Below are 13,717 nucleotides of genomic sequence, written 5' to 3' on the forward strand. Positions count from 1 at the left end.
GAGGTATGCAGAGGCTGTCATGGACCTGGGTGGGCAAGCTAAGATCGAAAGTACGATCTTAGCTTGCCTTTTCCAAATAAATTCATTGGGAATTTACAGGTTGATGGATAGATAAAATGCCGAATTAGATCGAAGCTGTCCATCTCTTCCCTACTCTAGAACGTATTTATGGAGTGGATGATGGACGTAAAAACTCAAAAAGGATCCACGCTTGTCGTCATCAGAGAACCAACCTCATGAAATCCGAAACCCTTGGATACCTGAGCAAGGGTACGTGCTCGCAATCAGTTCCGAACGACTAGAAGAGTTGGAGGAGGTTCTTTCCCGTAAAATGTTTAGCAGCCAAAGTATTTCAGAAATACCGACGGCTCTTCGCCGGCGCGGAATGATGTGCTTCATTAGTTGCAAAAGGAATTATTTTACGCACGTCGCGCGCAGTGTCGTCTTCCATGAATCGGAGTCTGGACGTCACAAACTCGACATTTGGAATATAATAGCCTTCTCTAAACCCGTTCGGATACTAGCAATCAAAGCCAAACTCAGCGGACCGCAATCCTGGCGCGCAAGGAAGGCGCTAGACGGTGGCCATATTTCAGCGGGCGCTTTCAAATTGGTTCTGGACGCATTGCGTCGTGTCGATGCCAAAGCGTTCGCTGCAGCCGATGGTTTGACCGATCGTAGGCGGCAACCACCTGATCCAACGTCAACACGCGCTAAGATAAACTATGCTTATCAACGCGATGCAAGTTTGACAGCCCTGGAAATTGCTCGAATTCCAAGAGAGAGGCTAAGGATCAGACCCCAGATCTCTGAAGACGCAGCAGCTGACTTAACATCGATCTTTGATAGCGACTCTGATTTTGTTACGGTCGAAGATATTCTTGTCCTCAAAGATCTTGATGACGCGGGAGAGGAATGGAAACAATTCAAGAGCCAGCTATACCCTGCGAAATCTTTCAAGAACGGCGATACCAAACTCACGATTATCCTAGCAAACAAATTACCACTGGAACATCAGCTGGGAACAGATCTAATATATGTAAACGAAACCTTGAAATCTGTAACTTTCGTACAGTACAAGATGTTTAAAGGGCTCGATGGAGAGGGTGGCTATCGGCCAGACGCCCAATTAGGTGAAGAAATCGCCCGCATGGACGCCGCTCTTGCGACGATTAACGGAGTTGCCACCGACGAGACGTGCGATGGGTATCGCTTCAGTTTCGATCCCTTCTTTTTCAAATTTTGCAAAAAGCTTTTGACATATGACGAAAACGGTCATGTTCCTGGTATTTATATCCCTTTAAGCTATTGGAAGCGATTTACCGAAACGCCAACTGTAAAGGGAAAGCGAGGGGGTAAAGTTATCTATAAAGAGACTTTCGGTCGTCGTTATTTTACTCCTACGCATTTCATCGATATGGTTGGCCGCGGTTGGATAGGCACAAATACGTTGCAGACCGATTTATTAATCCCATATTTAAAATCAATGATTGAAGGAAAGAAAGGAATTGTGCTTGCCGTGGAGAATTTAATAGTTAGCGACGATAAAGGGCTCGATGAAGATGGTCACGACACATCGTATAGGACAATGTCTCCGCCGAAATCGCGTTATCCAAGAAAGAAGCGTCGCATTATACAGATGTAAGCTAGAGATGCGCATCACCGAAATGAGACGAAATAAAATCGACATTCTGCTCTCGAAATCGCTCAGCGACATGATCATCTGACGCCCCGATAAGATAGCGGTTCGCCAAATAGTCGTGACGCCAGACTTTATGACGTGATAAGCGATTGGGCTGATAGGAGTTCCGTCCTGAACGCTACCTCCGTTGGTGCATAGGTTCGACACATGGAAAAATTTGTTCGATGACGACGTTTCTCATCGGCATTGTATAGATAGTAATACGTCATGAAAAAAATTGCGTCGATCGTTGTTGTGATCGATCCAATCTGATTCCGTGCGGGATGCCGCCGGGGATTAACGCAGTTACCTTCCGATTGTATTCGCGCAAATGCCAAACACTTGAGCCAGCTTGGCGAAAAAGTCTTCCACTGACGGCCACCGGCCCTTACGCTGTCGTGCAACTGTCTCAACCACTGGCGGTATGTCCGTCGAGGGCGGCAGCAGTCATGTTGCCAGGTGATGCTCGCGCTGAGCCGATTTTGTCATATGCCGTCCATCCTGAAAAATTTTTACTGTCGTGCGATGCCGTTGAATAACGACTTTTCGCCGATCCGCCGATTTTCACTCTTGGTGAGTCCTGCCTTGGCCGTACGCACTTCCCATAGTGAGACGGTCGGCCGCGTTACGTTCCGGTAGGGAATCGGAAAACAGCGACCGAAGTCGAGCTCGAAAAAATAGCTCTGAATGATATCGCGCGGATCGCACCGGAATATGAATTGCCGCGTGGCCTTGCCACTCCCCGCGGATTTGACTCCGATCCATCGGTTCAGAACCCAGTCGTAGTGGTGCACGTCGTCGAGGACCATCGGATTAATGATGCCGCCCTGAGCGATCTGGCTACGGATGCAGCGTTGGCCAAGCCCATTGCTCAGGTCAGCCGTGGTACCGTGCAGCGCGCCACCGCGATCCCCTCGCGGGAGAGCTGACATCAGACCTCGCGAAATCCTAAGAAACCAAAGTTGGCCGGGTGAACGCGCCGGATCTCGGCCATGAGTGCGGCGTCCCACTTAACTCGGGCCGGCAACCGTTACGGCTCGCCGACGTGCTCGTGCGAGTGTCCGCCCCCCGCACGGCGTCATTGACGAACTCGCGTCTCGGATCTGCCTCCAGCCGCAGACCCAAAAGGTCGCTCCATAAAATTATTGTTGAGGCAATGAACGCGGCATTAACGAGAGCGTAAATTTACATGTCGGCTGATAGCAGCGAGACATTGCGGAATGAGTGAACGGGGATCTCGTGTTCGCTGCGGAGTCCCCGCGGTCTAGTCAGATCTCTTCGCTCCGGTGGCTCTGCGCTCCGCCAGAGGCGGCAAGCGCAGATGGAAAGTCTGGCATTTTCCGCTGCGACACATTGTCCACCGTGTTCCACTTAAGTGGCGGCAGTTCCAAATTATGTGTCGCGCTACAATTGTTGGTGAGCGCGCTGGGACTCGAACCCAGGACCTACAGATTAAAAGTCCGTTGCTCTACCAGCTGAGCTACGCGCTCGCTTGCTCTGACGCGCCGGGCCCGACGGGATGGTCCGGCCTGCTGTCGTGAGAAGCGTGGCTCGCAATAGGGGGTTGGGCCGAAGGGGTCAACCGGCCAGATTAACGCTGGCGCGTTCGGCCTCAGCGCGCGCCCAGGCCTCGCGGGTCGCGCCGGAGAAATCCGCGAGGCGGCCCGCGGCGATCGCCCCCCGCAGTCCGGCCATCAGGTCTTGGTAGTAGGACAAATTGTTCCAAGTCAGCAGCATCATGCCCAGGATCTCCTCGGTGCGGACGAGATGGTGGAGGTAGGCGCGGGAGTAGTCGCGCGCCGCCGGGCAGGTAGAGGTCTCGTCGAGGGGGCGGGTATCCTCGGCGAACCGGGCATTGCGCAGGTTGATGCGTCCAAAGCGGGTATAGGCGAGGCCGTGGCGGCCGGCGCGTGTCGGCATCACGCAGTCGAACATGTCGATGCCGCGCGCCACCGACCGCATCAGGTCGTCGGGCGTGCCGACTCCCATGAGGTAGCGCGGCTTGTCCCTGGGCAGATGCGGCTCCACCGTCTCGATCATCGCCAGCATCACCGCCTGCGGCTCGCCCACAGCGAGGCCGCCTATGGCGTAGCCCTTGAGATCGAGATCGACGAGGCCCCTGGCGCTCTCGACCCGCAGGTCCGGCAAGTCGCCGCCCTGGACGATGCCGAACATCGCCTTGCCCGGCTGCTCGCCGAACTGGAGCCGGCAGCGCTCCGCCCAGCGCAGGGACAGCCGCATGGCGCTCTCGATGGCCGGCCGCTCGGCGGGGAGCCGCACGCATTCATCGAGTTGCATCTGGATGTCCGAGCCGAGGAGCCCCTGGATTTCGATGCTGCGCTCCGGGCTCATGTGGTGGGCGGAGCCGTCCACATGCGAGCGAAAGGTGACGCCCTGCTCGTCGAGTTTCCTCAGGGCGGAGAGAGACATCACCTGGAAACCGCCGGAATCGGTGAGGATCGGGTGCGGCCAGTTCATGAACTGGTGGAGGCCGCCGAGGCGCTCCATGCGCTCGGGGCCGGGACGCAGCATCAGATGGTAGGTGTTGCCGAGCACCACGTCGGCGCCGAGATCCCAAACCTGGCCCGGATACATCGCCTTGACGGTGGCCGCGGTCCCCACCGGCATGAAGGCCGGCGTGCGGATCGTCCCGCGCGGCATCGAGATCGCCCCGGTGCGGGCCTGCCCATCGGTGGCGTCGACGCGGAAGGTGAAATGCTCGGAAGCGTTACTGCGGAGGGAGGGGGTCTCGGACATGGGCATGGTGTTTAGAGCATCGGCCGAAAAAGTGGATGCCGGTTCTCGGCAAAAGCCGATACGGGAGGACGTGCGCTCGCAAACGGAACTGTCGGCGCCAGACAGGTCGACCCATGCCGGGGCGGTCGTCGTCGATCCGGGCTACTGGTCCATAGCGCACACAAGATGTATCGGAAATCCGCCAACCACCCGGACATTCAGACTAGGATTCCTTAAAGCAAGGGCTCCTCCAGACGAGGACTCTTCCGCGCGGCCGGCTCACCATATGATCGCGAGGTTTATCGATGCTCCTGGGACTCTGGCTCGATCAGCCGATATGGCTGATGATCGTCATCCTCGCCTCTCTGTTTGCGACAGTCTCGATCGTCCTGGTCGTCCTGACGAACGTCCCCTACACTCGGACCCATCTGCTCAACAATGTCGGCGGCATCGTCGCTTCGTTCTTCAGCTCGATCGGCATTCTGCTCGCCCTGTTGACCGGCTTCGTGGCGAACGATGCCTGGGAGCGGCAGGGCAAGGCGTCTCGCATCGTTCAGACGGAGCGGGCCAACCTGATCGCCGCCTACGATCTCAGCGAGGCCACGGTCTCGGACATGTCGGACATTCAGAAGGCGCTGCTCGCCTATGCGGATGCGGTGATCTCCGACGAGTTCCCGAAGATGGGAACCAAGACGCCCTATTCCAGCGAGGCGGGCGCAGCCCTCAGCAAGCTCATGAAGATGGTGGCCGACCCGATTCAGACCAGCGCATCCGGTATCGTCGCTCATACCGCCCTGATGACCACGATCATGAACCTGCGGGAGGCTCGCGGTGAGCGGCTGGCCCTAAGCGCCAGCGAAAGCGACGATTCGAAGTGGATGACGTTGCTGTTCCTATGCACCCTGACGCTGATCTCCATCGGCATCGTCCATGTGGACAAGCCGCGCGCTCAGGTCATCACGCTCGTCATCTTCTCCACGGCGATGGTCGGAACGCTGTCGGTCATCGCGCTCCACGAGCGGCCCTTCGACGGCCCCTTCGCCCTCGGTCCCGCGGCCTTCGAGCGCGCCAAAAGCATGATGACGACCCATCTGGAATGATCCTCCATTCGGAGGTGGCCGGGTCTCCGCCAGGGAGGTTCACTTGGATGGCGCGGGAAACAGCAAGCTCGAATCCCCATACGAGTAGAACCGATAGCCGCCCTCGACGGCGTGCGCGTAGGCCGCCCGCATCGTCTCCAGGCCCGAGAACGCCGAGACCAGCATGAACAGGGTCGAGCGCGGCAGGTGGAAGTTGGTCATCAGCGCATCCACCGCGCGGATCCGGGTGCCCGGCGTGATAAAGATGTCGGTGGGGCCGGCGAAGGCATGGAGCCGGCCGTCTCCGTCCGCAGCGCTCTCGAGCAGGCGCAAGGCCGTGGTCCCGACCGCGACGATGCGGCCGCCTGCCGCGCGCACGGCATTGAGCGCCTCGGCCGTCGCCTGATCGAGGTAGCCGATCTCAGCATGCATCCGGTGGTCGTCGGTATCGTCGGCCTTGACGGGGAGGAAGGTACCCGCGCCCACATGCAGGGTCACGCTGTGTCGTGCGATCCCGGCGGCGTCGATCCGGGCGAGGAGGTCGTCGGAAAAGTGCAGGCCCGCGGTGGGGGCGGCCACGGCTCCCGCCTCGCGGGCGTAGACCGTTTGGTAATCCACCACGTCCCGTGCGTCGGTGCTGCGCTTGCCCGCGATGTAGGGCGGCAGCGGCAGTTCGCCGGCGAGCGCGATGGCCTCGTCGAGGGCGGGACCGGAGAGGTCGAAGCGCAGCACGATCTCGCCTCCCGCCCCCTTTTCCGCGATGGTGGCGTCGAGGACGCCGAGAGCGCAGGCTTCGCTGTCGCCATCCCGTGCGAAACGGACCCTGTCGCCAACGGCGAGGCGCTTGCCCGGCCGGGCGAAGGCGCGCCAGCATTCGGGCGCTTCGCGCAGGTGGAGCATCGCCTCCATGCGCAGGCCCGGCGAGCCGTGGCGATGGCGGACGCCGCGGAGACGGGCCGCGATCACGCGGGTGTCATTGAAGACGAGGGCATCGCCCGGTCTCAGCAGGTCGGCGAGATCGCGCACGGCGCGATCCTCCAGCGCCTCGCCGGGCCTGACCACCAGCAGTCGCCCGGCATCTCGGGGCTGGGGCGGCCTGAGAGCGATGCTCGCTTCGGGCAGATCGAAATCGAAGAGGTCGACGCGCATCGCGCGCCAACAGCACGGTTCCTGGCCCGGGATCAATGGCCAATGACGGCCTTCCAGTTCGATGCCGGTTCGGGGGGACGTCGTGGTGCAGGTGGAAGCGACGCGACGGATAAAGGCCGACAATGCACGGCTTGCATGGCTCGCGATTCTTCGCGTGCCTACAACCTTCACATGCATCGCATTGTTACAGATCTGCGTTGAAAACAACCTTGACCGCTCCGAAGCAAAGCGGCGTGGTATCCAAACAATCTTGCTCACATGCGGTTCGTATAATGACTGAAAACATCAAGGTTCAGCGCCGCCGGGTCACGTTGGATTCGCAGTTGGTGTCCTATTGGGAGCGCGAAGCCCGGCGTCTCGACATGATGGCGGCCAATGCCCGTTGGGGGTGGATGGCCCGGACCTATGTGCGCAAGGCCGAGCGGGCACGAGCCCAGGGGGCACGCAGCGCCGCGCGTGAAGCGGAGCGTCGGGCGGGCGCAGTGCCCGGACCACAGGAGGGCGAGCCCCAGACATAGCCGCGACTAAACCCTTCACCAGTGGGTTCAACCTTTGCCGTGGCCTTCTCGGCGGGGATGATCGTATGGGCGGGGCCGCCTAGCACCACGCCCTGCTCCTTCACCCGGCGGGCCCGTCACGGATCGGCACCGGAAATGGACCGCACCCAGAAAGCCGCTCTCGCGAGCGCCGGAATCGGCGCTTTCGTGATGGCGCTCAAATTCGCAGCCTATTGGCTCACCGGCAGTCTCGCGCTCTATTCCGACGCGCTGGAGAGCATCATCAACGTGGCGGCGGCGGCCTTCGCCTTCGTCGCCCTCCGGGTGGCCGCGGCACCGGCCGACGACGACCACCCCTACGGCCATCACAAGGCCGAGTACTTTTCGGCGGTGATCGAGGGCGCCCTCATCATCGTGGCCGCGATCCTCATTCTCCGCGAATCGTATTACGGCCTCCTCGACCCGAAGCCACTGGACGCGCCGATGCTGGGGCTCGCCGTGAACGGTCTCGCCACGGCCGTCAACGGCGTCTGGGCCGTGGCGCTTCTGAGTCGCGGCAGGGCGTGGCGGTCGCCCGCCCTGGTCGCCGATGCGCGTCATGTGATGGCGGACGTGGTCACCTCGGGCGGGGTCCTGATCGGCGTCGCCCTTGTGGCCGTCACCGGGACCCTGATCCTCGACCCGCTCATCGCCGGGCTCGTCGCCCTGAACATCCTGTGGTCGGGCTGGACCATGGTGCGCGATTCCGTGAGCGGCCTCCTCGACAAGGCGGCTCCCGCCGAAATGGTGAACCAGATCCGCACTTTGATCTCGGATCACGGGGAGGGCGCGCTGGAGGCGCATGACGTGCGCACGCGCCATGCCGGGCAGGCGACCTTCATCGACTTCCACCTCGTGGTGCCCGGCGAGATGACCGTGAAGGACTCCCACGACATCTGCGACCGCCTGGAGAGCGCCATCGAGAGCGCCGTCGAGGGGGCCGTCGTGGTCATCCACGTGGAGCCGGCCGAGCATGCCAAGGGGCGCGGCGTGCCGGTGGTGTAGGGTCGAGCGCCCTCCGGAATCCGGGAGAATCCACCGCCACGCGCACCGTCGTTCGAGCGTCATCCGACCCCCCTAATGTCCGCCACGCCCGATGATTTGGACGTCCGCCCCCAACCGGACGCGTCCGGGCGAGGATGAGACCGCATGACCGCCTATTCCGTCGCGACCGGCACGACGCAGACCGCTCGCCTCGACCTGGCGGGCGGCGACATCCTGCAGGTGGACGGAGCCCTCTCGGTCTCCGAAAGAAGCCAGTCCGTGCGCTTCACGGCCGCCCCGGACGGCGCCGAGATCCGCAATGACGGCCTGATCGAGAACACCGCGTCCGGCGGCCGGGCGATCCGCTTCGAGACCGCCATCGGCCCCACTCTCACCGCGACCATCGACAATGGCGGTGACATCCGCGCCGTGGACGACGCCGTGCAGATCCAGGCCGGCACCGTCGCCGCCGGAACGCTCACCATCACCACGGAGATCGGCTCGACCATCGTCTCCGCCGAAGGCCAGGCCCTCGACCTCGCCGCGACCTCGGGCGCGTTCCTCGCCGAGATCGACAATGCCGGATCGCTGCTGGCGCTGGCAGCCGACGGCGTGCGAATCGGCGCGACCCTCGATCTCGTGAACAGCGGTACCATCCGGGGCGGTTCCGCCTCCGGCTACGTCCAGGGCGCCGACGGGATCCAGTTCGAGGACGGGGCGGGCGGGACGATCCGCAACGCGGCCGGCGGCGCCATCCTCGGCGACCGCCACGGCATCACCATGGGCGAGGACAGCCTGGTCACGGTGACGAACGAGGCCGGCGCCCGCATCCTCGGCGGCAACGGCTCCGGAATCGGCTCCGACGGCACGGCGACCGTGATCAACCACGGCGTGATCACGGGCTCCTTCGCCGATGCGGCGGGCTCCGACGTCAACGGCGCGACGCCCGGCTCCGAGGACGGCGGCGGCCCGGACGGCATCAAGGACGGCGACGGCGACGGGATCGACATCGATTTCCGGGCAACAATCGAGAATCACGGCACCATCCGCGGCCTCGGCGCCGGCGGCACGGGGTCGGACGGCCTGCCCAACACCGCGGAGGGCATCGCGGCGGGCGGCGGCGACATCGTCAACCTCGCCGGCGCGCGGATCTACGGCGCCGGCCTCGGAATCCTGATCGACGACTCGTCGCAGGGGGACGCGCCCTTCGTGACCAGCATCGACAATGCGGGGCTCATCCAGGGCGGATCGGGCATCGCCATCAGGATCGTCAGTGCGCTGGACGACGTGATCGTCAATGCGGGCCGCATCCTCGGCGGGGGCGGCACCGCGATCCAGTTCGGCTCCGGCGACAACACGCTCGGCATCGAGACGGGGTCGGCCATCCGTGGCCTGAGCCTGGGCGGCGACGGCACCGACACCCTCGATTATTCGGAGTTCGGCGCGTCGGCGCGCGTGCTGATCGAGAGCGGCCGGGCCACCGGCACCGGCGGCGTCTCCGGCTTCGAGACCGTGACAGGCTCGGCCTTCGCCGATTCCCTGCGGGGCGATGCCGGGTCCAACCGGTTCCTCGGCGGCGCGGGCGACGACCGCCTGTTCGGCGGCGACGGCGACGACATCCTGACCGGCGGCGCGGGGACGGATGTCCTGCGCGGCGATGCCGGGGCCGACACCTTCGTGTTCGATGTCCTCGCCGCGCCCGGCACGAAGGACCGGATCGTCGATTTCAGCCATGGCGAGGACACACTCGCCCTCGATGCAGGCGTCTTCACGGCCCTGACCGCCGGCCGGCTGCCGGACGAGGCCTTCGCCCTCGGCGCCGCGACCACGGCAGACCACCGCATCGTCTACGATGCGGAGAGGGGCCATCTCTTCTACGACGCGGACGGCTCCGGCAGCGCCCACGATGCGATCCTGCTCGCAACGCTCCTGGGCAAGCCGGCGCTCACCGCCTCGGACGTGCTGGTGGTCTGACACGGGAATCGGGGGCGGGGTTCGAGAGACCTTCCCCCCCTCGGAACCGGACGTGGCCCCCGGCCCGACGGTCTCTGCGTCCGGTGCGAGCCTGCGGCTCCGCCGGTCGGCAGGGTCGACCGGGCGTGGTCGGGCGTTCGAGCAGGGTCGGCCTCGCCGGTGCGCCGGGCATCGGCACGAGACTCGATACGGTCTGGCATAATACCAGACCTCGATGAGCCCGACTCATCGAGGTCTGCCCGCACGACGGCGCGGCGGCGGTCGTCCGCCGGACCTCACTGACCCTGACCTATGTGTCAGGGTCAGTGAGGCCTGGTATAAGTCCTCGATAGATGCCGGCGCTTCAGCGCCATGGCGCAGGCTCCGGTGCGGGGGCCGGTTTGACCTGAACTACGAGACGACTGCGCTTTTCAGGTTGGATGGTGTCGCTCGACGGCTGCAATTCCACGTCGAGCCTCTCGACTTCGGCAGAGCTCGGAGGCCCGATCTTGCAAGTTAAGATCGAGACTATGTAATAACGCCACGATCATTGCTAGGTTCAATAGACCTACGCATGCAGCAACCCTAGCAGAGCCACTAACCCGCGTCCGAAATCTGATACTTGGTACCTACCCCGGAACGTCCGAGAAGGGTGGGGAGCGGACCCTGACCTCTCAACCTGAAGCGGACGTTTCGCCTCCGACCCGACCTCGCCGTATCGCGAAGCTGCTGCCGTTTCTGGAAGCGGACGCCGGATTGCGGTGCAGAATGGCATCGTGGGGTAGGGCATGGCATTAGGGCATCCGCCCGCGGGTTGGATTGAGACGCCGTCACATCCAGAAAACTTACGCCGAATAGCTATCCACTAACTGGAAGTATTTTTGCCGATTTGATCCGGGGGCGTTGCTAAATTATTTGGGAAGGTCCAAGCCAAGCTTGCGGTGTATCCATAGCTTCTTCCAGCCGTATCAACGCTGCTTGACACCCCGACCCAGAGTGTCGCGCAGGGCGTTCTGATATGCGGACGGAGGCAATGCCGTGAAGCCGTCCGATGCCAACACGGCCCCAGGCGTGGCAACGCCCGACCTCACATCCTGTGACCGGGAGCCGATCCATATCCTCGGGTCGGTTCAGCCGTTCGGCTTCCTCCTCGTGGTCTCACCTGACTGGATCGTCGTCCGGGTCTCCGACAACATTGCGGACTGGCTGGGGCAACCGGCGGAGGCCCTACTCGGCCTGCCATTTGTCGAGGTCTTCGAGATCGAGGCGGTCCATGCGATCCGCGGCAAGCTGCAATCCATCCGGGGCGTCGGTCAGGTCGAACGGATCTTCGGCCTCAGACTCCTGAAGGATGGTGCCGGCTTCGACGTCGCCCTGCACATCAGCGACGAGAGCATCGTCATCGAGGCTGAGCCGAGCGTGGCGGGGCGGGGCGACGCGATCGATCTCGTGCGCACCCTCGTTGGCCGCCTCCAGCAGACGGTCGGGTTCGACGCCCTGTGCCGGGAAGCGGTCCGTCAGATGCGGGCGCTGACCGGCTTCGAGCGGGTGATGGTCTATCGTTTCGATCCCGACGGCGCGGGTGAGGTCGTCGCCGAGGCCGCACGTGCCGGCCTCGAACCCTATCTCGGCCTGCGCTACCCGGCCTCCGACATCCCCCGGCAGGCCCGGGCGCTTTACGAGCGGAACTGGCTTCGCCTCATCGCCGACGTCGACGCCAAGCCGTCCGCCATCGTCCCGCAGCTCAGCCCCGAGGGACGGCCGCTCGACCTAACGATGAGCGTGCTGCGCTCGGTCTCGCCCATCCACCTCGAATACCTCCGCAACATGGGCGTGGCCGCCTCGTTGTCGGTCTCGATCCTGCGCGGCGGTAAGCTCTGGGGCCTGTTCGCCTGCCATCATCGCGTGCCGAACCACCTCTCCTTTGAACGGCGGAGCGGCATCGAGCTGTTCGGGCAGATGTTCTCCTGGATCATGGAGGGCCGGGAGCGCGAGGTCGAGGTCGCCTACGAGGCCCATGCGCGGGTCATGCACAATCGGCTGATGAGCCTGCTCTCCCCCGACCGCACGGGCTTCGACGGCCTCAAGGGCCTGCTTGACGAACTCCGGGCCATCGTCCCCTGCGACGGCATCGGGTTGTCGGTGGAAGGGCAGCTCACCCTTAAGGGGATTGCCCCGACGCAGGAGGAGATGGTGGGCGTCGTCCGGTACCTCAACCGGATTGCGTCGAGCCGTCCCTTCGCGTCGAATGAGTTTGGGCTCCTGCATGAGCCGGCCAAGGACTTCGCCGACAGCGCGGCCGGCCTCCTCGTCATCCCGATCTCGCGCACCCCGCGGGATTACCTGATCTTCTTCCGACGCGAGGTCGCACGCACCGTCACCTGGGCCGGCAATCCGCACAAGGCAGTCACGGCGGCTCCCGGCGGCCTGCGGCTGAACCCGAGGACAAGCTTCGCGGCTTGGCGCGAGATCGTCCGTGGGCAATCAACCCCGTGGAGCGACGCGGACCTTCGCATCGCCGAGTCCCTGCGGGTCACCCTGCTGGAGATGATGCTGCGCCTGTCCGATACCGCGGACAAGGAGCGGAAGGGCGCGCACGAGCACCAGGAACTCCTGATCGCCGAGCTGAACCACCGGGTGCGCAACATCCTCAACCTGATCCGCGCCCTGATGACCCAAAGCCGGTCCGAGTTCGCCACGGTCGAGGACTTCACCAACGTGGTCGGCGGTCGCATCCAGGCCCTGGCCAGAGCGCACGACCAGATCACCGCGACGAGTTGGGGACCAGGCTCGCTGCACGACCTCATTCGCCTGGAGGCCGGTGCCTATCTCGGCGTGAAGGCGGACCGGGTGCGCATCGATGGCGGCGACGTGCTGCTCGAACCCCAGGCCTTCTCGACGATGGCGCTCGTCGTCCACGAGATGATGACGAACTCGGCCAAGTACGGCGCGCTCGCCGACAGCCGTGGCACGATCACGGTCGATCTAACCGTCGATGATGCCCACCTCCTCGTCGATTGGAGCGAGATGGGGGGACCGGCTGTCAAAGCGCCGACGCGTCGCGGCTTCGGGACCACGATCATCGAGCGCTCTATTCCCTACGAACTGAAGGGCGAGGCTGAGATCCGATACGAACTCACTGGCGTCCAGGCCCGCTTCACCGTCCCGCTGCGCTTCGTCAGCCCGGCCCCAAAAATGGAGGCTCGTTCCGTCGCCCCGGCGGACGACTGCCCCGCACCGTCGTGTGCTCTGTCCGGTATGGTGCTCTTAGTCGAGGACAACATCATCATCGCCCTAGAAGGCGAGGAGATGCTGCTGCGACTCGGAGCGGAGGCGGTCGAGATGGCGTCGTCGGTCAAGGAGGCGTTTCGCATCATATCGGCGAGGCCCCCGGACTTCGCGGTGCTGGACGTCAACCTTGGCACCGAGACAAGCCTGCCCGTTGCGGAGCGGCTGCGGGCGCTGAACGTGCCGTTCGTCTTCGCCACCGGCTACGGCGAGGGCTTCATCATCCCGCCGGCCTTGGGCGCGGTTCCGGTCGTGAAGAAGCCCTTCGACATCGAGGCGCTGCGTTCGGCGTTCTCGCCCTGACGCGCCGA

Annotated in this window: 9 protein-coding genes, 1 tRNA gene and 1 pseudogene; 6 read left to right on the forward strand and 5 right to left on the reverse strand. The window is 63.2% G+C overall.

What is annotated here, in order from left to right; genetic code table 11:
* Positions 1-211: 211 nt before the first annotated feature.
* Complete coding sequence (locus K368_RS26720) at positions 212-1,645, forward strand: hypothetical protein (RefSeq protein ID WP_155935175.1); 1,434 nt, start codon at positions 212-214, stop codon at positions 1,643-1,645.
* Positions 1,646-2,193: 548 nt separating this feature from the next.
* Here K368_RS26720 and K368_RS0115795 read toward each other — a convergent pair.
* From K368_RS0115795 to tgt, 4 genes and pseudogenes are all read right to left on the reverse strand, one after another.
* Positions 2,194-2,613, reverse strand: coding sequence for a hypothetical protein (locus K368_RS0115795; protein WP_155935177.1), 420 nt, complete (start codon positions 2,611-2,613; stop codon positions 2,194-2,196).
* A pseudogene (locus K368_RS27370) lies at positions 2,556-2,720 on the reverse strand (IS3 family transposase); the annotation flags it as partial. The gene K368_RS0115795 and the pseudogene K368_RS27370, both read right to left, overlap by 58 nt.
* A 375-nt stretch (positions 2,721-3,095) precedes the next feature.
* Positions 3,096-3,171, reverse strand: a tRNA-Lys gene (locus tag K368_RS0115800).
* 88 nt (positions 3,172-3,259) lie between these two features.
* The gene (tgt, locus tag K368_RS0115805) at positions 3,260-4,438 is read right to left on the reverse strand and encodes a tRNA guanosine(34) transglycosylase Tgt (protein ID WP_027173172.1); all 1,179 of its coding nucleotides are present in this window, start codon (positions 4,436-4,438) and stop codon (positions 3,260-3,262) included.
* Between the two features lie 284 nt (positions 4,439-4,722).
* Between tgt and K368_RS0115810 the strand changes: the two genes are divergently transcribed.
* Positions 4,723-5,517 carry a DUF4239 domain-containing protein gene (locus K368_RS0115810; RefSeq protein ID WP_027173173.1) on the forward strand — a complete coding sequence of 265 codons (795 nt, stop codon included), beginning with the start codon at positions 4,723-4,725 and terminating at the stop codon, positions 5,515-5,517.
* Positions 5,518-5,556: 39 nt separating this feature from the next.
* On the opposite strand, the gene queA is transcribed toward K368_RS0115810, so the two are convergent.
* Positions 5,557-6,645: a tRNA preQ1(34) S-adenosylmethionine ribosyltransferase-isomerase QueA gene (queA, locus tag K368_RS0115815; RefSeq protein ID WP_027173174.1), complete on the reverse strand. Its 1,089-nt coding sequence runs from the start codon at positions 6,643-6,645 to the stop codon at positions 5,557-5,559.
* 272 nt (positions 6,646-6,917) lie between these two features.
* Here queA and K368_RS26115 point away from each other — a divergent pair, with 272 nt between their 5' ends.
* The 4 genes from K368_RS26115 to K368_RS0115835 all read left to right on the forward strand — a co-directional run bounded on the left by K368_RS26115 (position 6,918) and on the right by K368_RS0115835 (position 13,709).
* On the forward strand, positions 6,918-7,163 hold the full coding sequence (locus K368_RS26115) for a hypothetical protein (RefSeq protein ID WP_197031022.1): 246 nt from the start codon (positions 6,918-6,920) through the stop codon (positions 7,161-7,163).
* A gap of 135 nt (positions 7,164-7,298) precedes the next feature.
* The gene (locus K368_RS0115820) at positions 7,299-8,186 is read left to right on the forward strand and encodes a cation diffusion facilitator family transporter (RefSeq protein ID WP_027173175.1); all 888 of its coding nucleotides are present in this window, start codon (positions 7,299-7,301) and stop codon (positions 8,184-8,186) included.
* Between the two features lie 144 nt (positions 8,187-8,330).
* Positions 8,331-10,139: a calcium-binding protein gene (locus tag K368_RS0115825; RefSeq protein WP_027173176.1), complete on the forward strand. Its 1,809-nt coding sequence runs from the start codon at positions 8,331-8,333 to the stop codon at positions 10,137-10,139.
* Positions 10,140-11,156: 1,017 nt separating this feature from the next.
* On the forward strand, positions 11,157-13,709 hold the full coding sequence (locus K368_RS0115835) for an HWE histidine kinase domain-containing protein (protein ID WP_245259591.1): 2,553 nt from the start codon (positions 11,157-11,159) through the stop codon (positions 13,707-13,709).
* Positions 13,710-13,717: the final 8 nt, after the last annotated feature.

Source organism: Methylobacterium sp. 10 (assembly GCF_000519085.1).
Classification (GTDB): Bacteria; Pseudomonadota; Alphaproteobacteria; order Rhizobiales; family Beijerinckiaceae; genus Methylobacterium.